This is a genomic window from Novosphingobium sp. CCH12-A3 (genome assembly GCF_001556015.1).
In the GTDB taxonomy this organism is placed as follows: domain Bacteria; phylum Pseudomonadota; class Alphaproteobacteria; order Sphingomonadales; family Sphingomonadaceae; genus Novosphingobium; species Novosphingobium subterraneum.
Window position 1 is genome coordinate 19,477 of sequence record NZ_LSIA01000053.1, and the last position, 20,863, is coordinate 40,339.

The following is a 20,863-nucleotide window of genomic DNA, read 5'->3' on the forward strand; positions in this document are numbered from 1 at the left end:
CGATCAATCCTCTCCGGGCGCTGAGAAAGTTGCAGGCGGATTTGCGGCTGAGGGCATCCCGGACGTCGCAGGGCGAGGCGAGGCAGTTTCTGACGTGTGTTCCGCCGCAGACTTCGGTGTGGCCCCTTGAGGCGATGCCGCTGCTTGTACCTGCACTTTGGGTTGAACCGGCTTCGCGGTTGCCGAGAGGCGTTCCGCAACTTGGGCCCGGATAGCATCGATCGTGAGACGGCTGATCGGCGGCGCGGAGTGTTGGCTCGCTGGTCCTCCGCTCTTGCCCACCGTCGGCGCCGTGAGAGATTCGTCCGATATGGATGCTTCTGACGGGTCTGGTGCTGGAGTGGCGGGTAAGGCCTCACCCTGGCTCGGGTCCGTTCCGGCTACGGGCGCCAGAGAACCGTCGGTCAGTTCGATCCAGCCGCCCCGATCGACAACGGTGTGGACTACGCGGGCTTCATGCAGGTTGCCTGCATCATCGACATAGGCGGGGAAGACCAGGCGCAAGGTCCGGGCATCACGGTGGAACAGGTTATCGCTTACACGAGCCGCCCCTGCAGACCGACCTGACGCCGAACGGCTTCGTGCCGACGGAAACGCTCCCGCCCTCGCCTCGGCTCTTCTCACGATGACCGGACTGTGTGACCCAAGAGGCTCGGGCCGGGCACTTTGGATCAAGGCCAGCGCCTGGTCATCAATCAACGTGGATGGCGCGCAAGTCCCGCCTGGTGCGCTGCAGACGAAGCTCCCCTTGACGTTATCGCCAAGCAGCACGCCGCAGGACGACAGCGCTGCGCTGGATAGCAGGACCATGACTGCGCGGGTACGGGCAACGGACTGGAACGCACAGAGCGTGCGCCATGGGAGGCTCATGATCGGCCTCCCTTGATCCAGTTCTCGAGAAACGCCCGTGAGCGGACACCCTCGATCACCGCACCATCGCTGCGAACCAGGACGGGGGTTCCGGCGATGCCCTGTTCCCGTGCGAAGCGCTCATTTGCATCGAGCGCCGAGGTATCGCAGGGCTTGGCCCGCTCGATCGCCATTCCGGCATAGGCGGCCTTGATCGCCCGGGCCCGATCGCGAGCGCAGAACACCTGGTTCGCGAGCGCTCGGCTGCCAAGAATCGAGATGGGCCGCTCAATGACCCGTACGCTCATGGCTTCGAGCGTCTGCGAAAGGGCGCGGCAGTAGCCACAGCGGAAATCGCTGAAGACAGTGACGGTCGGGCCTGCAGGGTTGCCCCAGACAATGCCGCCAGCGGCGGGCAGTCCGGCAAGGGACATTGTCCGGGGCGCCCCGCTCGCGGCCTGAGTGGGGTCGCCGCGTTCGGGATTGGTGTCGTCGGATGCCAAGTCGGCATCATGCCCGCTGCCCTTGGTGGCGGCGGCCCCGAGCAGGAGATCCGGGTTCACTTCCAGTAACCGTGCTGCCGTCAGGTCCCGGCGCGTTTCCATGTCGTAGACCCGGCCGACCAGCAGATATCGGCCAGAGCGATCGACATAGAACAGCTGCGATCCTGCGGTCACTTCGCAAAGACCATCGGCCAGAGTGCAGTTGACCTTGGTCAGGGGCGTACGCGGCAGGCGTTTTCCTAGTGCATGCCTGACCCGCGTCTCAATGTCGGCGGTCTGCCCTGGGCCCGGCGAGCCAGCCTCGGCCCAGACCAGCGAAGTGCCACTGCCGACAAGGATTGCGGTGAGCGGCAACAGGATTCTGGCCGTTTGCGCTGCGATCTTGGTGCGCGCAATACTGGTCGTGGCGTCTGCGAACATGGGATGCGGCCTCCTCAGCCCTGGATGAACACGCCTTCGAGAAACACGATTTCGACATCGATGCCGGTCGGCATCTCGATCACGGGCTGGTACTGCTCGGCCCGCTCGATCAGGTACTTCGAGACCATGTCGCCCGAAGTCGCGACGCCCTCGCCGATCCCACCCTGCAGGATGTCTCCAGTGCCGAGCTTCTGCCGCTCGCCATTGACATTGACCGTGCTGCCGGTGAGCAATGAGCTGCTGTTGGCGGCAAAGCCTCGGCCAAAGCCTCCGGCGAGGCCTGCCAAGAAGGCCTGGCCGACGAGCGCACCTTCGCGGCTCACCACGCGGCCGCGCACGCCGGTCTTGCCGCCGAACGCGATGAAGCCCTTGACGTCCGACACCGCATAGCGACCGCCCTTCTGCGGGCAGGTCATGCGCTGGAGTTTGACATAGACCTTTTCCGAGGAGAGGTCGCCGCGCGCCGCGCCGTTGACCAGGCAGCCGCTGATCTCCGTCTTGAGGAGGCGCCCCCTGTCATAGACCGAGCGCGCTGGGCCGGTGATCCGCAGGACAACCGGGAGCGGATCGGTCTCGCTGCGCACTCCGGCGTTGGCATCAACTCCGACGATGACCCGTGCGACTGCGATCGAATTTGGCGGCAGATAGTTGGCACTGTCAGTGTAGACGGTGTTGCCCTTGGGCACTGGAGATCCCGTCCCTGCGGCGCCTTCTCCGAATGAAATCAGGCTGACCTCGCTCTTGCGCAGCGAGCCGAACCCGGCGGCTGCGGCCGCCGCTTCGCCCGCTGGCGTCGTCCCACTCTGGGTAAACGAGGAAGCGTCAGGCCCGTACAGGTTTCCAGGAGCTGCCGGCGCAGGTACGGGCGACTGGCGGGCCGCATCGAGCGCCGCGCGTAGCTGGTCGTTCTCTGCCTGGTAGGCGGAAAGGATCCGCTGCGTGTCCGCTGAAACAGCACCGCCACTTTCCGCTGCCGAACCGGACAGTTGTTGTTCGAGCTGGTCTGCGCGCTCGGCGCGCGCACCAAGCGTGCGCAGTTCTGTCTCGATCCCGGCAATCTGCGCCTCGGATTGCGCCCGCCATTCCTTCTCGGCCATGTTGGTGTTGACCATCTCGTCGACCGAGACACCGGAGGCCAATGCATCCGGCGAGCCGCCATCTGCGGCATCATCACCCGAGAAGATGTAGAGCGATCCTGCCACCAGCGCGAACACGCCGACACCGGCAAAGCGTATGCTTTGCTTGCGGCGCTCCGCCTCGTTTATGGCATTGGCATCGCCCAGGGGGGAGACATCGCCGTGCAGTGTATTGACAGTTGCGCCGGCATCGAGCGCGCGCTGCTTCTTTCGAAAGATCTCGGCGAGCTTCATTATCGTGCTCCCGCTTTCTGGATGAGGTAGACGGCTGAAACGGCGTTCGGTGCGAGCTCGCCGACCGGTGCCATGAAGGCCACGGCGCCGCGGGCCGAGAGGACCTGCTCGTCGAGCTTGATCGGCCCGCGCGCCGTGTTGCGGACGCGCAGAATAAGACCACGCAAGTCCTCTCCCTGGTATTGCCCGATCTGCTGCACTTCGAGTTTGCCGATCCGCACGGGCGCCAGCACTTCCGCGACCTGCTCGAAGCCTGCGATCGCCTCGCTGCGGTACATCGCCTGGACAAGCCGTGTCGCTGTCTCCTCGGGAGATGTGGGCCGCAAGGCTTGTCGTTCGTCTTGCGCCTGGATCGCGCTATTGGTGACGAAGAGCTGTTCGGCCTCCTCACCCCTCACCTCGCAGACGAACTTGTAGACGTAACCCTTGCGAGTGGTGCCGAAGAACGAAAGCTTTGACTTCCCATAGCCGTCGGGAACGGAGAGGTAGATGTCGCCACGCGTGGGTTCGTTGACGATCTTGAAGTCGTCTTCGGCATTCCCGGTGGAGATCTTCGACACGGAGGCGAACTGGTCACCGGCAAGACTGATCCGCGTGAGGTCCCTGGCCGAAGCGACACATCCAACCGTGCCATTGTCTGCTGCAAGCACGGACTGGTCGGCAAGGGCCGGGTTCGCTGCCATGCACGCGCCGACCGATAGAACCGCCGACAAATGTGCACCAACAGCTCCGTTGGACCGCAGCAGCCGCCCCAAGCCTATGGACACAGTGGGCCAAATGGCAGGCCCGTGCATCATGCTTCCTCGCCTTGCTTCTGGCCGGGTTGCACCTGGCCGAATGCAAGGAGGCGCAGCGACACCCCGCTGTAGTTCCACACGAACCGGAACGTCCGTGCCTCTGCGCCTACTTCCTTGGAGCCGATGACGGTGTGCAAGGTGCCATTGACCTCGCTGGTGAGGCTCGCGGGATCGACCGTGAGCTTCTCCATCGTGAAGTATTGCGACACGCTCGATCCGCTCTGGTCTGTCACGACTTTGAGCAGCTCCGCCTTCATCCGGCCGTGAGCTTTGGGATCGGTCAGCGCGAGCACCGCTTCCATCCAGTATTGCAGATTGGAAGGCGAGCGATTGAGCATCAGCAAGGCCGCGTCACGCGTCACCAGTTCGAGATAATCGCGACTGACTTCGCCCGAAGTGATTGTCAGCGGACGCGACAGCACGGGCTGGAGGACGATCTCGCGGTTTTGTCCCGCTGCCGTAAAGGCTAGCAGTAACGTCGCTGCGGAAAGGCCGAGCGAGCTCGCGGCAAGCAGGTTGCGCTGCTTGAGCAGGCGCTGCGATTGCTGGTATGTGATCGCCAGGTCCATGGTCGCTGCCTCATCCTGCCATGATGCGAATATGGGAGGGTGGCGTTGCCTTAAGGCCGAAAAAGGCGCCCGGCAGATGCCAGTAGGCCGTGTGCACAATCCAGGACACCGCCCTTCCTGCCTTCAACTTGCGCAATCCCCACCAGGCCAGCACGCTCATCATGAGCCCGATCAGAATATGTTGGGACAAGATCCCCCAGGCGAACGGCACGATCAGGCCAAGGAACTCGTCGAGAGTCCAAAATCCGATCAGTTCCGGATCGTCTAGGTGCTGAGGCACGATGTATCTCTGCATGGTCACGCCGCCACCCTCCGGCTGTAGCTGTCACGTCCCGAGGGATTGGTGAGCTACAGCCGATCAAAGTTCAGATCGTCGCGGTGATCGCGGCGGTCACGATCGGCACGCCGGTGCCCACGCCGACGCCCACGCCGACAGGTATCGCGATCTGTGCGAGGCTGAAACGCCCGGCGGCGAGGCCGACGACCCCGCCAGCAAGGCTGAGGACTGTAATGATCTTGCCGCCCGAGCCTTGAAGGAAGCCGGTGAACTTTGTCAGCGCGGTGCTGAAAGTCTGGTCTGTGCCAGCCATTGCCATCTCGCTTCCGAGACCTGCGGCAATGGCTAAAATCGCCGCGCCCTGAAAAAGGGCTTTGCCCCTTCCTTTCCAACTGCTTGTCATTGGTCCTGGCTCCATTCGTGAAAGGTCGCCGCGTTTTCTGCGGGTGGCTTCAGGGAGCGACCGCTGTGGCCTTGAGGCAATGGGCTAAACGCTGGCTGGCAGGAGAATTCCATGGAGTGGGGACGCGCTGCGTGCGGCATTGCGCGACTTTGGGACTGTGATTGCGGCTGTGGGGAATAGGATTCCCGAGATCGGGGATCGTAGGACCAACTTCGGACGATGCTGATCCCGTTTCCTGGCACCACTTTGCCAAGGGGCGAGTCGCGCTTTGCGCGCACCGCGCGGAAGGGTTTGGCATTCATTTCAGAGAGATAGGTCGATTATAATGTTGACCGTTAAAGCCCCGATGTGATGCCATGCGGTGAAAGGGGAACTTCGATGCTGCATGGGGCAATCACGCCGGAGACGGTCTTCAATCCGATTTTTGCCCAAAGGAATGCAAACGGTGCCGCAACAGAGCAATGCAGATACAAGCGTCTGATCAATGGTGAACTCGCCCGCCAGTCCATTCCCTTGGCGCATATGGCAGACAAGCTCGGACTGCTGCGGTCCAAGCTACACAAGGTCCTTCGGCAGGGGGCGTTTCTAGGCGAAGAGCTTCGCGATCGGCTTTTCGAGGAATTGGGGATAGACCACACTCGAGCGACTATTGCCGTGTCCATGCTCAAAAATGAGGCGGCCTATCACGATCAGGCGGTATTCCTGGCAGCAGAAGCACTGAAAGGTTTGTACTGCGAAGCAGCGTTGGCAAGACGAGGTGCAATCCAGGTCAATCTGAGGCCGGCGATCATCCATACCGCCTTGGGCAGAGCCTATGAGATGTTGCTGACACATCAGGAACGCGTTTTGGAGGCAAACCGGACGTTGTTGAGCTGAGTCAGTCCGGAGGATGTGTTCGGTAATGCACCATCGCCAGGTTCCAGGCATCTGCGAAAGCGCCAGTAAAGCCGGTCCCGCCTTGACAGCGGACGTTCGAGGCTGATGATGGCTTCATCAGCTCCTGCCATCTGTTAATCAGTTCACGACCCGGTCGCGTCGGCTGTGCGAGGCCGGAAGATTGAAGCGGCGGCCGACATGGCGGACTGAAAATAGAGGTGTACGTAACTGGCCCAGAGGCTGCCACAGTGGTAGATTGCTTCCCCCTCAGCGCCCTTCGTGCCTTGTGCGCCGCAATAGCGCCGGACCGTCGTTTCGAGCCGAGAATAGTGGAACGTGTGGCCTCGCAATATGCCGCCATTCAACTCGACGGATTGCAAGCCGAGGGCCGCAAGACGGCCTTGCATGATACCCTTACCAGGCATCAGCTTCAGCATCGGCGCGCTGTGACCTTTACCGTCATCGAGCTCATCAAGGCAGTAAAGCATACCGCCGCATTCCGCCAAAATCGGTTTGCCCGCCCGATGATGCGCACGGATCGCGGCAATCATCGAATGGTTTTGCGACAGTTCTGCAAGATGAAGTTCGGGATAGCCGCCTGGAAGCCATAGCGCATCACATTCAGGAAGAGATTGATCGGCCATGGGCGAGAAGAACAGCACCTGCGCGCCCATCTCTTCAAGGCACGCGACATTGGCGGGATAGATGAAGGCAAAAGCCCCAGCGCGGGCTATGGCGATGCGCAAGCCCGCCAGCAGCGGTGGCACGCTCGCTGTCACCTCCGTGGCGAAGGCCACCGGTTCAGGCAGCCATAGAGCATCATCACCAAGGCAAGCTGCGGCTGCATCGATCCGGCAGTCGATATCGCCCACTTCTCCCGCCTGTACCAGACCAAGGTGCCGTTCGGGCAAGGCCACATCCGGGCTTGGGGGCATGGAACCGAGCCAGCGCATTCCCGGCGGTAGGCTTTCGCGCAGCATCGCGGCGTGGCGCTCGCTGCCAACGCGATTGGCCAGCGCTGCAACCACGCGGATGTCATCGCGATAAGTGGCAAGACCATGCGCCAGCGCTCCGAAGGTCTGTGCCATGGCGCTACCGTCGATGACCGCCAGCACCGGCAGGCCAAAGCGTACGGCCAAGTCCGCAGCGGAAGGATCGCCATCAAACAAGCCCATGACGCCTTCGACAAGGATCAGGTCTGCTTCGCGGGCAGCCTCATGCAACAGACGGCGACATTGCGCCTCGCCCACCATGAAGAGATCCAGCTGGTAGACCGGTGCACCGCAGGCGCGTTCGAGGATCATCGGATCCAGGAAGTCAGGGCCGAATTTGAACACGCGGACCCGCCGCCCTGCCTGCACGTGGCGGCGGGCAAGAGCGGCCGTGACCGTCGTCTTGCCCTGCCCCGAAGCCGGCGCGCTGACCAGCAACGCTCGGCAAGATGCGGTCGTCACCGATCGATCCCTTCTTGGGCGCGCACGCCGTCACGGAAGGCATGCTTCACGTCGCGGATCGCGCTCACGGCGTCGGCGGCGGCAATCAGCGCATCGTCTGCGGCACGACCGGTGATGACCACGTGCTGCATCGCCGGTCGCGCCTCGATCGCGGGCATGATCTCATCGAGCGCGAGATAGCGGTAGGTGATGAGGTAGGTCAATTCATCGAGCACGACGAGGCTGATGTCAGGTTCGGCCAGCGCAGCTTTGGCCTTTTCCCAGCCCGCCCTCGCAGCGGCAATGTCACGTGTCCGATCCTGCGTTTCCCAAGTGAAACCCTCGCCGCACTTCTCCCAGATCACATCGGGGTGCGAGGCGAAGAAGGCGCGTTCACCGACGTTTTCCGCACCCTTGATGAACTGGAACACCGCCGCTTTGCGACCGTAGCCGAGCGTCCGCGCCACCATGCCAAAGGCGCTGGAGGACTTGCCCTTGCCGTTGCCGGTGAGAACCAGCAGCAGGCCTTTGTCGCGCGTGGCGGCGGCGATCTTGGCATCGACCACCGCCTTGTGCTTGCGGGCGCGCTCGCGGTGCGCCTCTGGGGTTTCGCTCATTGCTCTGCTCGTGAGGCAAGCGAGGGGCGCGCGGCGACCAGCAAGGCATAGATGCCTGCTGCAGTTGCGGTCCACAGCAGAGTGGCCGCAAGGGTCGGTGGGAAATAGCGAGCGAGGCGGGGCATAAAGCCTGCGACGGTCGGATCGGTAAAACGGCCACCGAGGAAGTAGAATCCGCCACTGGAGAACAGCTCGGAAACCAGCGTGGCAACGCTGACCAGCGCCAGCAGCCCCAGCAGTGATGACGGTTCGGTGCCCAGCTTGTCCGCGCCCGCGCGCCCGGCCAGCCACATCGTGCCGTAGGCCGGAACGAGCATCCAGTAGGCAGGGGTGAAGCAGAAGCTGGACTGGCCGAACCAGCCGATCACTGTCACGTCGATGGCAAAGGCGAGCAGGAAGAGCCCTGCAAAAGCAGTCGCGCGGCGCAGGAAGAAACCGCCGACGAAGAAACTGGCAAGGCTGGTGTCAGGCAGGTGCATGACATTGCTGAGCGAATGGGTGCGGGTTACGAGCATGACGATCGCAAGCGCGCCAAACATCGCGAGATCAGGACGCGAAATACGGACCATGATTGGCCTCCTGTGAACAGGTATGAATTGATTGTGCGCATGCGTGATGCGCAGGATCGGCAAGACGTGCGGACGCGCACGTCTGGCTGGATCTCAGGTGCTGGTCATCACGGATCTCCCTCCGACAAGAACGCACAACAGTGTCGTCCGCGAAGGGTGTGCCTTCGTCCGCCCGGTACATCCCGCCCGCGCAGAGAAACGACCGCAACAGGCCGGTTTCCTGACTTCCGGATCGTCGCGCCTTTCGCCGCCTTCTCGGGCCGAAACCCAATGGCATGATGGCGATGCGCTACCGGTTACAGTTGCGGGAGCAGTGCCGGATTGGGTGGCTTGCGACCACCGCCCGGACTTCCCGATTAAGCCCTTTCGGGCACCCGTTGCGAAAGACTGGATAAGCCAAGCAATTGATCTGCGCAAGTATTCGCACTTGCAGCAGCAAAAACATGTCGCTACCTGCACCGCCGCGACAGGTTCCCCGAGAGGGGATCAAAAGGGAACGGGGTGTAAAACTCCGGCTGCCCCTGCAACTGTAAGCGGCGAGCCGACCGGCCAATTACGCCATTGGGACCTCACCGTCCTGAGAAGGCGGCCGGACCGGCATTGACCCGCGAGCCAGGAGACCTGCCTGTTGCGGTCGTTCTTCGTTCGGGCAGGGTGCACCGGACGTTCGAGGTTGCCGGCTTGCAAAGGCGGCACACCCCTCGCGCAACGACAGCCATTGCCTGCCGGGAAGCCCCGTGCGGGAAGCGATGCCGTGTTGCGCCTTGCGGTGCATATGCCGGCGCGTGCTTCCTTCGCGTGTCTGAGCGGCAGGTCCATGCCGTTCGTACCGAAGGGAGCCGCACCATGCGTCCTGCCCATATTCCTGTTGTTTCGCTTGCCACGCTACTCGCCTCGCCCGCTTTAGCCGAGGACGCGCCTGATCCTTCAATCGTCGTTACTGCCTTGCGCAGCCCGGTCGAGCAGAGCGCAGTCTCTGCCACCGTAACCGTGCTTGACGAAACGGCGATCCGCGCCCAGCAGCCGATCGCGCTCACCGATCTAATGCTGCGCACGCCAGGCGTCAGCCTTTCGCGCAATGGTGGCTTTGGCACCGCCACATCGCTACGCATCCGCGGCGCCGATTCCTCGCAGACCGTGATGGTGATCGACGGTGTGCGCATTTCCGATCCGTCGGCCACCGGCGGCGGCTATTCGTTCTCCAACCTGCTGATCGACGACATCGAGCGCGTGGAAATCCTGCGCGGGCCGCAATCGATCCTGTGGGGAAGCGATGCCATCGGCGGCGTGGTCAGCGTACTGACGCGACGCGCGGAACAGCCGCTGGAAGGGAGCGTGGCGGTCGAAGCCGGCACCCACTCCACGGTCAACGCCCAGGCTGGCATTGGCGGGGCCGGATCATTGCTCGACTGGCGCGTGGCGGGCTCCGCCTTCACCACCGATGGCATCTCCGCACGCAGCAACGGCACGGAGGACGATGGCTACCGCCGCGTTTCCGCCAGCGGCACAGCCACGCTCAAGCTCACGCCAAACCTGTCGGTCGACTTGCGCGGCTATTTGGCCGATGCGCGCAACGAATTCGATGGCAGCTCGGGGGACGCGCGTACCTATGGCCTGACCACCGAATGGACCGGTTATGCAGGTGTCAATCTGGCCCTGTTCGATGGGCGCCTCACCAACCGCATTGCCGTGCTGCAGACCGAAACGGACCGCGAGAACTACGATCCGGCGCGCTCGATCCGGTCCTTGAACTTCGATGCGCATGGCCGCGTGCGCCGTTTCGAATATCAAGGCAACTTGAAGCTTGCAGAAGGTCTCAGCGCCAAATTCGGGGCTGAACGCGAGGAGCAGCGCATGACCAGCGCCTCACCCGGCAACAATACCGCCGATTACGCCCTCGTCCCGCAAAGCGCCGATACGAACAGCGTCTACGGCGAGTTGCGCCTCACCCCGCTCATCGGCCTGACGCTGAACGGCGGTGTGCGCCACGACGACCAATCCCGCTTCGGCGGCAACACAGTTCTTACCGGAGGCGCAGTCTACACGCCTAACGCCGGGCAGACTGTGCTGCGCGCCAGCTATGATGAAGGCTTCAAGGCTCCTTCGCTCTACCAGCTGTTCAGCATTTACGGTTCTGCCGTGTTGCAACCGGAGCAGGCCAAGGGTTGGTCGGTCGGCGCCGAACAGTCACTCGGCGAAGTTTTCCACGCTTCGGCGACCTGGTTCGAGCGGGAAACCGAAAATCTGATCGACTTCGCCTTCTGTCCGACCACCGGCACCTTGCCCGCCGCGTGCTATATCCCCGGCACGACAACCACACGCTTCGGCTACTACGCCAACGTGCGCAAGGCCCACGCCAAGGGGCTGGAGCTGGCCGGCAGCGCGCAGCTTGGCGTGCTCTTTGCGACAGCAAACTACAGCTGGATCGAAGCGGAGGACCGTTCGCCCAGCAGCACTGATATCGGCCGTCAGCTTGCCCGCGTGCCGCGCCATCTTGCCAATCTGGAAAGCGGGGTGGACCTGCCGAAGGGCCTGCGCGCCAGTGTGGCCGCCCGCTATTCGGGCGAGACTTTCGACCGGGCCGGCAGCAGCACCGAGCTGCCAGCCTATTGGCTGGTCGATCTTCGCGCCGCGTGGCGGGTTGCCGAAGGGCTGACCATCAATGCCCGCGCTGAGAACATCATGGACAAGCGCTACGAGACAGCGGGCGGCTATGGTGCCCTCGGGCGTACGGTCTACCTTGGTCTGAGGAGCCGGTTCTGATGCTGCGCGCGATCGAACCCGGCCCAGCGGTGGTCGTCTGCTCAACCTGCCGCCTTTCTGCCGATCAGCGTGAGGATGCAGAAGGCCAGCGGGGCGGTGCCCTGCTTGCCCAAGCAATGCGCAGTCTCCAACAGGCCGATCCCGCACTGTCCGCAGTGGCGGTGCAGGAGACTGCATGCCTCTTCGCCTGCCAGCAGCATTGCACCGTGCATCTGCGCGCATCGGGCAAGATCGGCTACGTCCTGGGTAGGTTCACCCCCACCGAGGAGGCGGCCCGCGCTATTCTCGAATACGCCACTCTCCATGCGCAAAGCGCGGAAGGCGTAGTGCCCTATGGCCAATGGCCCGAAGGCGTGAAGGGACAGTTCATTGCCCGTACCCCGCCGGAAGGCTTCGTCTGCGCATGATCTGCTTCACCGATGAGGCAGCCTTCGCCTTTGCACTCACTGCGTTGCCCGCCCCCGACGCGCAGGCCAGCGCACAAGCGCGAGAACGGCAGGAGAGTCTGACCAAACCTGCCGGATCGCTGGGCCGGTTGGAAGAGATCGCCGTATTCATGGCCGCCTGGCAAGGCAAGGCACAGCCATCTATCGACCGAGTGCAGGCGGTGGTCTTTGCCGGAAATCACGGCGTGGCGGCGCAGGGAGTCAGTGCCTTTTCCCCGGAAGTGACCGCGCAGATGGTCGCCAACTTCCGCAATGGCGGGGCGGCTATCAACCAGTTGACCCGCGCATGCGGCGCTGATCTGTCGGTCATCGCACTCGATCTTGACCTTCCGACCGGCGATATCTCTCGCGAAGCCGCGTTGACGAGAGACGACTGCCTCGCCGCGCTCAATGCCGGTGCTGCCTCTGTTCTGCCGGACACGCAACTGTTGCTGGTGGGCGAGATGGGCATCGCCAACACCACGCCTGCAGCGGCGTTGGCCCTGCAAGCTTTCGGCGGCCGCGCTCAGGACTGGTGCGGGCGCGGCAGCGGCGTTGACACCGAAGGGGTAACCCGCAAGGCGGCGATAGTCGAAGCTGCGTCCGCCCTGCATGGACAGGCCTGCTCGACCCCGTTCGAAACGCTGCGCCGCCTCGGTGGGCGCGAAATTGCAGCCATGGCTGGCGCAATACTGGCGGCGCGATTGCTACGCGTGCCGGTCCTGCTCGACGGGTTCATCTGCTGCGCCGCCATTGCGCCGCTGGCGGCAGGCCATGAGGACTTTACCGCGCATTGCCTTGCCGCTCACTGTTCCGCCGAACAGGCTCACGCCCGCCTGCTGCGAGACCTCGCGCTCGATCCAATCCTCAACCTTGGCCTGCGGCTGGGCGAAGGATCCGGCGCCGCGTTGGCTGTACCGATCGTGCGCGCCGCGCTTGCCGCCCACAATGGCATGGCAACTTTCGCGCAAGCTGCCGTGGCACAGGCGCTGTGAACAGCCGGACGATCCACCTCGTGCGACACGGGCCGCCCCTGCGCACCGGCCTGCTGCTGGGTCATCGCGACGAGCCCTGCGCCGACCCCGCAGGCGGCCTTGCCGGAGCAGTGCCCGAGAGCCTTGCCATCGCCTGCGTGATCAGTTCAGACCTGCAGCGCGCCAGCGCTGGCGCGCAGGCGCTGGCAGTCGCAAGAGGCGTTGGCGTTGCGTGCGACGCGCGCTGGCGCGAACTGGATTTTGGCGATTGGGACGGGCTTTCACCGGAATGGGTCCCGGCCGAAGCCCTCGCCCGTTTTTGGGACGATCCCGACACGTGTCCCCCTCCCCGCGGCGAGAACTGGTCATCCCTGCGGGCCCGCGTGGCCGATGCCATTGCCGAGCTTCCCGACAACGCGCTGATCGTCACGCATGGCGGCGCAATGCGGGCAGCGGTATCGGTGCTCACCGGGCTGGATTTCAGGCAGGTCTGGGCCGTCGATCTGCCTTACGGCGCGCTGCTCTCCCTGCGCATCTGGCCGGGTGCCGCCCTGTCCGGGCAGATCATCCGCCTCCGCACCGAAAACCTGCGATGAGGGCCATGATTCTTGCCGTGCAGTTCATGACACGACTGCCCGTTCCCGCGATGGATGCGACGGAGGCGGATTTTGCCAATGCTATCCGCTGGTTCCCGCTGTGTGGAGCTCTTGTGGGTTTTTGCGTTGCCGGCGCTGGCTGGCTGGGGTCGCAACACGACCCGGCTCTTGGCGCATTGCTGGCGTTGACGGCATGGGTGGGGGTTACTGGCGCGCTGCACCTCGACGGACTGGCCGATATTGCCGATGCAGCCGGCGCCATGCACCGCACGCCGGAACACCTGAGTGTCGTGCTGGCCGATCCGCATGTCGGCAGCTTCGGAGCGACGTCCATCGCCCTGCAAATGCTGGCAAAGCTTGTGCTGGTGTGGCTGACAATCCTGACAGGATCCTATGCCGCGCTCGTGCTCGTTCCAGTGCTGGCGCGGATCGGCCCACTGGCGTGGGCACGATTCCTTTCGCCCTTGCATGAGGGCTTTGGCACCCTCTTCCGCAAAGGCGCGAATGCGCCGGTTTTGATCGTGTGGCTGCTGGCTTGGAGCATCGGCGCGCTCGCCGTCGACCCTGCGCTGCTCGCCTCTCTACCCGCGCTCGCAGTCTGGCCGTGGTGGCTGCGCAAACGCATCGGCGGCATTTCCGGCGACGGTCATGGCGCAGGCATCGAACTGGTCGAGACATGCGCCTTGCTCGCCCAGGTCGTAGCGCAATGACAACGTCCTTCCCCCGCCATGGCGGGCAACTGGCGCAGGCTTGCGCACGGTTCGGCGGTGCGCCCGAAGACTGGCTCGACCTTTCGACCGGCATCAACCCCAATGGCTGGACGCCTCCTGCCGACCTCACCGTGGAGTGGCAGCGCCTGCCTGAACCCGACGCGCTGGCAGCGCTCGAGGCAGCTGCCGCGCGCCATTTCGGCTGCGACGAAGCAATCTGCGTTGCGGTTCCGGGCAGCGAAATGGCCCTGCGCCTGCTTGCGCAGTTGATCGGATTGCGCGGCCTGCATCGTGCCCCCTGCTATGGCACCTATCGCGCGGCTTTCAGTCGTAGTGAGAACCTCACCCAACTCGCTACCCTCCCGGCTCGCTCGACAGCGCTGGTCGTGGGAAACCCCAACAATCCCGATGGTACGGTGCAATCGCGCACAAGCCTGCTGGCCATGCTCGATCATCAGGAGCGGCACGGCAGCTGGCTGATTGTCGATGAAGCCTTCGCCGATTGTGACCCCACCCTCAGCGTTGCCGATGCCGTGCAAGAGGGACGCAGACTGATCGTGCTGCGCTCGCTGGGAAAATTCTTCGGACTTGCCGGGCTTCGGCTCGGTTTCGTTATTGCTCCCCCAAAAATACTGGACGCTTTGCGCATGCTTCTCGGCGATTGGCCCCTCCATTCCGCCGCCCTCGCCCTGGGCCGTGCTGCCTATGCCAATCATGCGTGGATCGCGCGGACCCGAAACGCTTTGCCGCTAGTCTCGGCCCGGCTCGACAAAGTGCTGTTGAAGCACGGTCTTGCGCCCGAGGGCCAATGCCCGTTGTTCCGCCTGATCGATACGCCAAGCGCACCGGCCCTGTTCGAACGCCTCGCCGCTCAACGTATTCTCACGCGGCCCTTCTCCGATTGGCCCCACCTGCTGCGCATCGGCCTGCCTGCCGACCAGACAGCGCTTGACCGGCTGGACAAGGCGCTTGGCTGAACCGTTTGTCCTGACCGCGCTTATAATCGATGCCGCCATCGGCTGGCCGCACTGGCTCTATGTCCGTATCGGCCATCCGGTCGGCTTCTTCGCAAGGGCAATCTCGGCCTGCGAGCTACGCTTGAACCGCAATGAATTGCCAGACAGCACGCGCAAGGCGGGCGGCGTTCTGACCGTACTGTTGCTCTTGGCCCTCGCTGCTGGCTCAGGCCTGCTGCTGACAGCCTTGTGCGAGAAGCTGGCGACAGAATGGAAATGGGTCCTGATCGCCATGCTGGCGTGGCCCGGTCTCGCTCAGCGCAGCCTTGACCAGCATTTCCTGCCCGTGCTGCAGTCGTTGCAAGCTGGCGATCTACGTGGAGCCCGGAAGGCGGCTGGCATGATCGTTGGTCGCGACACGGCTTCGCTCGACGTGGCAGGGGTCGCAAGAGCGGCCATCGAAAGCTTGGCAGAGAGTTTCTGCGACGGTGTGATCGCGCCGCTGTTCTGGTTGATTGTCGCAGGCCTTCCCGGTCTGTGGGCAATGAAGGCGATCAACACGGCGGACAGCCTGATCGGCCACAAGGAGGCGCCCTATCGCCACTTCGGCTGGGCCGCCGCGCGGCTCGATGACGTGATGAACTTCGTCCCCGCGCGTCTCTCCGCTGTGTTGATCTGCCTCGCCGGGTTGAGCGGATGGCGGATAACGTGGCGTTATTGCCGCCACCACGCCTCGCCCAATGCCGGTTGGCCGGAGGCCGCGATGGCGGGCGTACTTCGCGTACGATTGGCGGGGCCGGTCAGCTATGACGGGGCATTGGCTGACAAGCCATGGATCGGCGAAGGCGGCGTGGCCGACGCTAACAGCTTGATGCGCGCGCGGCGGGTCTATCACCGAGCATGTTTGCTCGGATGGGCTATTGCAGGGGGAATGACATGGCTGCACTGATGCTGCAGGGAACAGGCTCCGATGTCGGCAAATCGGTGCTGGTCGCTGGCCTGTGCCGCGCCCTTGCCAATCGGGGCATGATGGTGCTGCCGTTCAAGCCGCAAAACATGTCCAACAATGCCGCCGTTACGGCCGACGGTGGCGAAATCGGTCGGGCACAGGCACTTCAGGCGCTGGCTGCGCGTGCCGAGCTTCACACCGACATGAATCCCGTTCTGTTGAAGCCCGAGGCAGATCGGAAATCGCAAGTCGTCGTACACGGCAAAGTTCGCGGAAGCCTGGGCGCTGCCAACTTTCGGGAAGGTCGCCGCAACCTCCTGCCCGAAGTTCTGGAAAGCTGGGAACGGTTGCGCGAGCGTTGCGGCATAGTTGTCGTGGAAGGTGCAGGATCGCCTGCAGAGATCAACCTGCGCGATGGCGATATTGCCAACATGGGCTTTGCCCGTGCGGCCAAAGTGCCTGTGGTGCTGGTTGGCGATATCGACCGTGGTGGCGTGATCGCCTCGCTCGTCGGCACGCGTGCTGTGCTTGAGCCCGGTGACGCAGCGATGATCCGCGGCTTCATAGTCAACAAGTTCCGCGGCGATCCTGCGCTCTTTGCCGATGGCTATATGGAGATCGAGCGGCTCTCCGGGTGGCACGGCATGGGGCTTGTGCCGTGGCTTCCGTGCGTTACCAGCCTTCCCGCCGAGGACGCCGTGGTACTCGAACGGGCCCAACCGGTATCCAGTTCGCGCAAGATTGTCGCGTGCCCCATGCTGCCGCGCATCGCCAATTTCGACGATCTCGATCCCCTTCGCCACGAGCCTGAAGTTGACCTGGTCATGGTTCCGCCCGGCAGCCAGATACCGCTGGCAGCAGACCTCGTTGTGCTGCCCGGATCGAAGGCGACGATGGCGGACCTCGCCTTTGTGCGCGAGCAAGGGTGGGACATTGACATCCTGCATCACCATCGGCGTGGCGGGGCGGTTCTTGGCATTTGCGGTGGCTACCAGATGCTTGGCAAGGAAATAGACGATCCGCTCGGTCTGGAAGGCGCAAGCGGCAGTATGCCTGGCCTCGGCTTGCTCAACGTGCGAACCGAAATGCGCGCGCACAAGAACCTTCGCAAGGTTTCCGGCACGGCCTTGGGTGCACGATTCGAGGGGTACGAAATGCACATGGGCGCCACGACCGGTGCCGATTGTGCGAGGCCCTTTGCCATTCTGGATGACGAACGCAACGAGGGCGCGGGGAGTCCAGATGCGCGCGTCATTGGAACCTATTGCCACGGCCTGCTCGCAGCCCCGCACTTGCGCACCGCCCTGCTGCAGTGGATTGGGGCGAAAGGAAATGGTCTGCACCATGCCAAGCTGGTGGACGACGCGCTAGATGATCTTGCCAGTGCCCTTGAGGCTTATCTTGATATCGACGGACTGCTCCGCATTGCTCAGGAGCACGGACGATGACCTCGCTTCTCGTCCTGGGGGGCGCGCGCTCAGGCAAAAGCGCCTATGCGCAAAGACGTTGCGAGGATCAGGGCCGCAGCCGTGTCTACATTGCAACCGCGCAAGCCAAGGACGAGGAGATGGCTGACCGGATCTCCCGACACCGTGCCGATCGTGTTGCGGGCTGGACCACGATTGAAGAGCCGATCGACCTGCTGCAGGCCATTCGGCAGGCGACCCGATACGCCGATGCAATCCTCGTAGATTGCCTCACCCTGTGGCTGTCCAATCTCATGCTGGAAGATCACCCGATTGCGGTCGCCCGCGAGGAACTGGCCGAGGCAGTTCGGCAGGTGACTGTGCCGCTGGTCCTGATCGCCAACGAGGTGGGCATGGGCATCGTGCCGGAAAATGCTCTCGCTCGCCGGTTTCGCGACGAAGCCGGGTGGCTAAATCAGAGAATAGCTGCGGTTGCTCGGGAAGTTGTGCTTGTCACTGCAGGCCTACCGCTTCGCTTGAAAGGTTAACACGCCTGACGTATGCTCAAGTTAGTCGAATTATGGTCCTTCATCCCAGCCGACTATGCCGCTGTCGCCTTTCAACCCGGACATTCGCGGCATCTCGTAAGTTCATCCAAAGCTGCCTTTGGTTCAAGCGAATGAGTCCCACCACGTAAGCCTATCTCGTCGGACTCCGAAACTTAGGACCACTCAGAATTCCGCACAGTCTTCCTCTGCTAGTGCTGGCAGCGCACCAGTGCGCGGAATAAAAGAGCGTCTGAGGGTGGCGCCGCAACAATGCGTTAAGAAGGCGTTAGCCACACACATGCCCAATGGTGCAGGTTTTTAGGCGCATGGCGTTTCTGCGCTAGGAAGTGCTTTTGCGCGGACAGCACAATTAAATGATTGATATATAGAATATTATTGTCACTGGCTCCACTGAACAATTTTTCTTAGAACATTGCCGCCAGGATAGATGGCGACCACCTAATTTTGTGATGCTAAAAGAGATGTGGAGGCATCGGATTTTACCAGCCTCGATCCATCATTTTGTTTGGCAGCCCGTTTGAGCGGTGAAACGGCAGCTTGGCTTTTTTGTAGGGCACTGCGATGAAAAGCGCTTCCGATTTGCAGGATGAGATAGCCAGGCTGCAGCGCGAACTGGCCAAGCTCAGGGGCATGGGTTCCGCTTCTCGGGCCGAAGAATTGCCAGTCGTCGAAATGCTGATGCGCAACACGCAGCGTCGTCATGTGGCAGAAGCTGAGCTTGCCGATGCCCACGCCTGGATGGAACTGGCCCAGGAAGTGGGCGGCGTTGCCGCCTACCGCATGGACATCACAGAAAACCGGTTGTGGTGGTCGCAGTCTGTCTTTGCGCTTTACGGCTTCGACCCAGCCGCAGGCGAGCCCACGATTGACCTGTGGTTATCGGCAATACACCCCGATGACCGTGTCAACGTAGAGCATATGGCACGCATGGCGATCGAAACCGGTGCGCCGATCGATCACCAGTTCCGGATCATCCGCCCATCAGACGGTACGCATCGCTGGGTACACGACCGGGGCCGGATTGAATGTGATGCCACGGGCAAACCCTTGCGCCTGCATGGTGTCAATATCGATATGACCGCCATGCGCCAGGTTCAGGAGGCACTGGCAGCGAGCGAAGAACAGTACCGCGGCACTTTCGAGCATGCCAATGTCGGCGTGGCGCATGTCTCGGTCGATGGCCGATTTCTTCGAGCGAATGGCTATCTGTGCAAACTGCTAGGCCGTGCCGAGTCCGAACTGCAAGCGGTGACCTTCCAGGACATCACCCATCCCGATGATCTGGGTAGCGACCTTGATCTCCTTCTTCAGCTGATGGATGGGAAAATCCCGTCCTACACCTTGGAGAAACGTTACGTCCGTCCTGACGGGACACTCGTCTGGAGCGATCTCAGCGTGGCTCTCATCCGCAATGATGAAGGTATTCCGCTGCATTTCGTCTCGGTCATCACCGACATCCAGCAGCGCAAGCAAGCGCAAGACTTGGTGAAACTGGTGCTGGACGAGGCCAACCACCGCGTGAAGAATCTGCTCTCGGTCGTCGGCGCGATTGTCAAGTCAAGCGCTCGGTCCGCAGGGAGCGTGAAGCAATTCGAAGAAGCTGTATCACTGAGGCTTAAGGGCATCGCGGCATCGCATGATCTGCTGATGGGCAAGTCCGTCGATGGTGGCGATCTCGCCCAACTCATTCGCAGACAGCTGGAAATCTTCACCGCTTGCGTGATTGAGCGTGTGATCATGGACGGCCCACCCCTTCAGCTGTGCCCTCGCGCTGTTCACGCCTTTGGCATGGTACTCCATGAGCTCGCGACAAATGCTTGCAAGTATGGTGCTTTGGCTAACGAGCGTGGTGAAGTGCACATTGACTGGTCCATCTCCGCTGAACGCGAAGCGCTGCATTTTGTGTGGCGAGAGGTTGGTGGCCCAGAAATCAAAATGGCCGGCCCGCAGGGTTTCGGATCCAAAGCACTGACGAGGATGTTAGCCGGCTCGCTTGGCGGCAAGGTTACGCACCAGCTGTTGCCTGCAGGCTGCGTTTTTGAAGCGGATCTGCCGCTCGGCAATTTGCTCGACAGATCGTGAAACAAACCTGCTCGGCTCTGATCAGGTCGTTCCCGCGACCGGGCCATCTACCTCAATCTTCGCTGCCACGCTGAAGAGGTAAGCCGCGTCATCGGTTGCCCCCTTCGCAGCTCTCGACATGGCTGAGGTAATGATCTTTGTCCGAATTGCCCGGCGGAAACGGGGATCGTGGAACTTGAGCGCTTCCAGGATCCCGGAGATCAATTTCTGATCACAACGCTCAGCAGGCGGCGGCAGGTCCAAATCCATCTTGCTAACCTCTTTGTCCCGCCATGCACCGCTAAAGAACCTCTCCAAGGCATTGAATGCAAGCGGGAAAGGACCGGCGGCACGGACAGCACGTTGAAACGAACAAACAGCGTCAGCGGAACGATAGCATCCATGATGCACACTGGGCAGCCAATGTGCAGCAGACCGAAAACACCTAATCGATCATTGTCGAATGCAAGAAGTGCCGTGTGCCCACAGCAGGACGCTGCCAGACATCCTTTTTGGCAAGAGATCTCATATCCTCTTGGCGGACAATCCGGGTTTTCGTAAGGCTCGCGAACTTGGACCGGGGGGTTGCATGGTCATCAATGCACATGAGGCGGAGCAGCAGCAATATGCTGCTGCAACAGCCATACATATCAATACTTTACGTATACTGATATCCAGCCTTTTGCCCTTGGCCGCCAAGAATGCCAGAAATCCAAAGCTGGACACCCGCAAAAACCTGGTAGTTCGAGGCGGATTGGTCCGAGGAAGGGT

At 62.4% G+C, this 20,863-nt stretch carries 23 protein-coding genes and 2 riboswitches; of the genes, 12 read left to right on the top strand and 11 right to left on the bottom strand.

Annotation, left to right across the window (positions count from 1 at the left end):
* Nucleotides 1–3: 3 nt before the first annotated feature.
* From AX703_RS28810 to AX703_RS03870, 7 genes are all read right to left on the bottom strand, one after another.
* Nucleotides 4–870, bottom strand: coding sequence for a TraV family lipoprotein (locus AX703_RS28810; protein ID WP_156451905.1), 867 nt, complete (start codon nt 868–870; stop codon nt 4–6).
* Nucleotides 867–1,772 (bottom strand): DsbC family protein, encoded by a 906-nt coding sequence (locus AX703_RS03845; RefSeq protein WP_062342763.1) that lies wholly within the window; start codon nt 1,770–1,772, stop codon nt 867–869. Before AX703_RS03845 ends, AX703_RS28810 begins: the two co-directional genes overlap by 4 nt.
* A 14-nt stretch (nt 1,773–1,786) precedes the next feature.
* Nucleotides 1,787–3,142, bottom strand: coding sequence for a TrbI/VirB10 family protein (locus AX703_RS03850; protein WP_062342765.1), 1,356 nt, complete (start codon nt 3,140–3,142; stop codon nt 1,787–1,789).
* On the bottom strand, nt 3,142–3,825 hold the full coding sequence (locus AX703_RS03855) for a type-F conjugative transfer system secretin TraK (protein ID WP_231735358.1): 684 nt from the start codon (nt 3,823–3,825) through the stop codon (nt 3,142–3,144). The genes AX703_RS03850 and AX703_RS03855 overlap by 1 nt, the downstream gene beginning before the upstream one ends.
* 110 nt (nt 3,826–3,935) lie before the next feature.
* The gene (locus tag AX703_RS03860; RefSeq protein ID WP_062342768.1) at nt 3,936–4,508 is read right to left on the bottom strand and encodes a type IV conjugative transfer system protein TraE; all 573 of its coding nucleotides are present in this window, start codon (nt 4,506–4,508) and stop codon (nt 3,936–3,938) included.
* 10 nt (nt 4,509–4,518) lie between these two features.
* Complete coding sequence (gene traL, locus AX703_RS03865) at nt 4,519–4,803, bottom strand: type IV conjugative transfer system protein TraL (protein WP_062342770.1); 285 nt, start codon at nt 4,801–4,803, stop codon at nt 4,519–4,521.
* Nucleotides 4,804–4,873: 70 nt separating this feature from the next.
* Nucleotides 4,874–5,203, bottom strand: coding sequence for a hypothetical protein (locus AX703_RS03870; protein ID WP_369820985.1), 330 nt, complete (start codon nt 5,201–5,203; stop codon nt 4,874–4,876).
* A 363-nt stretch (nt 5,204–5,566) separates the two neighbouring features.
* On the opposite strand from AX703_RS03870, the gene AX703_RS03875 reads away from it, so the two are divergent.
* Nucleotides 5,567–6,064, top strand: coding sequence for a hypothetical protein (locus tag AX703_RS03875; protein ID WP_062342775.1), 498 nt, complete (start codon nt 5,567–5,569; stop codon nt 6,062–6,064).
* Nucleotides 6,065–6,207: 143 nt separating this feature from the next.
* On the opposite strand, the gene AX703_RS03880 is transcribed toward AX703_RS03875, so the two are convergent.
* Genes AX703_RS03880 through AX703_RS03890 form a run of 3 tightly spaced genes read right to left on the bottom strand, consistent with a single transcriptional unit; the run spans nt 6,208 to nt 8,683 of the window.
* A complete protein-coding gene (locus AX703_RS03880) occupies nt 6,208–7,518 on the bottom strand; it encodes a cobyrinate a,c-diamide synthase (RefSeq protein WP_062342777.1) in 1,311 nt (436 codons plus the stop codon).
* Nucleotides 7,515–8,114, bottom strand: coding sequence for a cob(I)yrinic acid a,c-diamide adenosyltransferase (gene cobO, locus AX703_RS03885; RefSeq protein WP_062342779.1), 600 nt, complete (start codon nt 8,112–8,114; stop codon nt 7,515–7,517). The genes AX703_RS03880 and cobO overlap by 4 nt, the downstream gene beginning before the upstream one ends.
* Entirely contained in the window at nt 8,111–8,683 is a 573-nt protein-coding gene (locus AX703_RS03890) for a hypothetical protein (protein ID WP_062342781.1), read from the bottom strand. The genes cobO and AX703_RS03890 overlap by 4 nt, the downstream gene beginning before the upstream one ends.
* Nucleotides 8,684–8,875: 192 nt before the next feature.
* Nucleotides 8,876–9,076, bottom strand: a riboswitch (cobalamin riboswitch).
* Between the two features lie 58 nt (nt 9,077–9,134).
* A riboswitch (cobalamin riboswitch) is annotated at nt 9,135–9,327 on the top strand.
* Nucleotides 9,328–9,529: 202 nt separating this feature from the next.
* Between AX703_RS03890 and AX703_RS03895 the strand changes: the two genes are divergently transcribed.
* From AX703_RS03895 to AX703_RS03940, 10 genes are all read left to right on the top strand, one after another.
* Nucleotides 9,530–11,446: a TonB-dependent siderophore receptor gene (locus AX703_RS03895; protein ID WP_062342782.1), complete on the top strand. Its 1,917-nt coding sequence runs from the start codon at nt 9,530–9,532 to the stop codon at nt 11,444–11,446.
* Nucleotides 11,446–11,853, top strand: a complete 408-nt coding sequence (locus tag AX703_RS03900; RefSeq protein ID WP_062342783.1) for a DUF1636 domain-containing protein — start codon at nt 11,446–11,448, stop codon at nt 11,851–11,853. Before AX703_RS03895 ends, AX703_RS03900 begins: the two co-directional genes overlap by 1 nt.
* Nucleotides 11,850–12,866 carry a nicotinate-nucleotide--dimethylbenzimidazole phosphoribosyltransferase gene (gene cobT, locus AX703_RS03905; RefSeq protein ID WP_062342784.1) on the top strand — a complete coding sequence of 339 codons (1,017 nt, stop codon included), beginning with the start codon at nt 11,850–11,852 and terminating at the stop codon, nt 12,864–12,866. The genes AX703_RS03900 and cobT overlap by 4 nt, the downstream gene beginning before the upstream one ends.
* Complete coding sequence (locus tag AX703_RS03910; RefSeq protein WP_062342785.1) at nt 12,863–13,441, top strand: histidine phosphatase family protein; 579 nt, start codon at nt 12,863–12,865, stop codon at nt 13,439–13,441. The genes cobT and AX703_RS03910 overlap by 4 nt, the downstream gene beginning before the upstream one ends.
* On the top strand, nt 13,438–14,151 hold the full coding sequence (locus AX703_RS03915; protein WP_062342786.1) for an adenosylcobinamide-GDP ribazoletransferase: 714 nt from the start codon (nt 13,438–13,440) through the stop codon (nt 14,149–14,151). The genes AX703_RS03910 and AX703_RS03915 overlap by 4 nt, the downstream gene beginning before the upstream one ends.
* Nucleotides 14,148–15,128 carry a threonine-phosphate decarboxylase CobD gene (cobD, locus tag AX703_RS03920; protein WP_062342788.1) on the top strand — a complete coding sequence of 327 codons (981 nt, stop codon included), beginning with the start codon at nt 14,148–14,150 and terminating at the stop codon, nt 15,126–15,128. Before AX703_RS03915 ends, cobD begins: the two co-directional genes overlap by 4 nt.
* The gene (gene cbiB, locus AX703_RS03925) at nt 15,121–16,056 is read left to right on the top strand and encodes an adenosylcobinamide-phosphate synthase CbiB (protein WP_062342790.1); all 936 of its coding nucleotides are present in this window, start codon (nt 15,121–15,123) and stop codon (nt 16,054–16,056) included. Before cobD ends, cbiB begins: the two co-directional genes overlap by 8 nt.
* On the top strand, nt 16,044–17,504 hold the full coding sequence (locus tag AX703_RS03930) for a cobyric acid synthase (RefSeq protein WP_062342792.1): 1,461 nt from the start codon (nt 16,044–16,046) through the stop codon (nt 17,502–17,504). Before cbiB ends, AX703_RS03930 begins: the two co-directional genes overlap by 13 nt.
* Nucleotides 17,501–18,010 (top strand): bifunctional adenosylcobinamide kinase/adenosylcobinamide-phosphate guanylyltransferase, encoded by a 510-nt coding sequence (cobU, locus tag AX703_RS03935; RefSeq protein ID WP_062342794.1) that lies wholly within the window; start codon nt 17,501–17,503, stop codon nt 18,008–18,010. Before AX703_RS03930 ends, cobU begins: the two co-directional genes overlap by 4 nt.
* A 582-nt stretch (nt 18,011–18,592) precedes the next feature.
* Nucleotides 18,593–20,113: a sensor histidine kinase gene (locus tag AX703_RS03940; protein ID WP_062342797.1), complete on the top strand. Its 1,521-nt coding sequence runs from the start codon at nt 18,593–18,595 to the stop codon at nt 20,111–20,113.
* A 21-nt stretch (nt 20,114–20,134) separates the two neighbouring features.
* Here the strand turns inward: AX703_RS03940 and AX703_RS03945 are convergent, their stop codons facing one another.
* Nucleotides 20,135–20,362 (bottom strand): hypothetical protein, encoded by a 228-nt coding sequence (locus AX703_RS03945; protein ID WP_156451906.1) that lies wholly within the window; start codon nt 20,360–20,362, stop codon nt 20,135–20,137.
* A gap of 319 nt (nt 20,363–20,681) precedes the next feature.
* On the opposite strand from AX703_RS03945, the gene AX703_RS28190 reads away from it, so the two are divergent.
* Nucleotides 20,682–20,863, top strand: a 182-nt coding sequence (locus AX703_RS28190; RefSeq protein WP_231735359.1) for a hypothetical protein, incomplete at its 3' end; no start/stop codon positions are given.

Excerpts from the sequence above, each read along its gene's own strand:
- traL (WP_062342770.1), bottom strand. The coding sequence starts at position 4,803 with ATGCAGAGATACATCGTGCCTCAGCACCTAGACGATCCGGAACTGATC.
- AX703_RS03900 (WP_062342783.1), top strand. The coding sequence starts at position 11,446 with ATGCTGCGCGCGATCGAACCCGGCCCAGCGGTGGTCGTCTGCTCAACC.
- AX703_RS03855 (WP_231735358.1), bottom strand. The coding sequence starts at position 3,825 with ATGGCAGCGAACCCGGCCCTTGCCGACCAGTCCGTGCTTGCAGCAGAC.
- AX703_RS28810 (WP_156451905.1), bottom strand. The coding sequence starts at position 870 with ATGAGCCTCCCATGGCGCACGCTCTGTGCGTTCCAGTCCGTTGCCCGT.
- cobO (WP_062342779.1), bottom strand. The coding sequence starts at position 8,114 with ATGAGCGAAACCCCAGAGGCGCACCGCGAGCGCGCCCGCAAGCACAAG.
- AX703_RS03890 (WP_062342781.1), bottom strand. The coding sequence starts at position 8,683 with ATGGTCCGTATTTCGCGTCCTGATCTCGCGATGTTTGGCGCGCTTGCG.
- AX703_RS03845 (WP_062342763.1), bottom strand. The coding sequence starts at position 1,772 with ATGTTCGCAGACGCCACGACCAGTATTGCGCGCACCAAGATCGCAGCG.
- cobT (WP_062342784.1), top strand. The coding sequence starts at position 11,850 with ATGATCTGCTTCACCGATGAGGCAGCCTTCGCCTTTGCACTCACTGCG.
- AX703_RS03930 (WP_062342792.1), top strand. The coding sequence starts at position 16,044 with ATGGCTGCACTGATGCTGCAGGGAACAGGCTCCGATGTCGGCAAATCG.
- cobU (WP_062342794.1), top strand. The coding sequence starts at position 17,501 with ATGACCTCGCTTCTCGTCCTGGGGGGCGCGCGCTCAGGCAAAAGCGCC.
- AX703_RS03870 (WP_369820985.1), bottom strand. The coding sequence starts at position 5,203 with ATGGAGCCAGGACCAATGACAAGCAGTTGGAAAGGAAGGGGCAAAGCC.
- AX703_RS03945 (WP_156451906.1), bottom strand. The coding sequence starts at position 20,362 with ATGGATTTGGACCTGCCGCCGCCTGCTGAGCGTTGTGATCAGAAATTG.
- AX703_RS03940 (WP_062342797.1), top strand. The coding sequence starts at position 18,593 with ATGAAAAGCGCTTCCGATTTGCAGGATGAGATAGCCAGGCTGCAGCGC.
- AX703_RS03915 (WP_062342786.1), top strand. The coding sequence starts at position 13,438 with ATGAGGGCCATGATTCTTGCCGTGCAGTTCATGACACGACTGCCCGTT.
- AX703_RS03895 (WP_062342782.1), top strand. The coding sequence starts at position 9,530 with ATGCGTCCTGCCCATATTCCTGTTGTTTCGCTTGCCACGCTACTCGCC.
- AX703_RS03850 (WP_062342765.1), bottom strand. The coding sequence starts at position 3,142 with ATGAAGCTCGCCGAGATCTTTCGAAAGAAGCAGCGCGCGCTCGATGCC.
- AX703_RS03875 (WP_062342775.1), top strand. The coding sequence starts at position 5,567 with ATGCTGCATGGGGCAATCACGCCGGAGACGGTCTTCAATCCGATTTTT.
- cobD (WP_062342788.1), top strand. The coding sequence starts at position 14,148 with ATGACAACGTCCTTCCCCCGCCATGGCGGGCAACTGGCGCAGGCTTGC.
- AX703_RS03860 (WP_062342768.1), bottom strand. The coding sequence starts at position 4,508 with ATGGACCTGGCGATCACATACCAGCAATCGCAGCGCCTGCTCAAGCAG.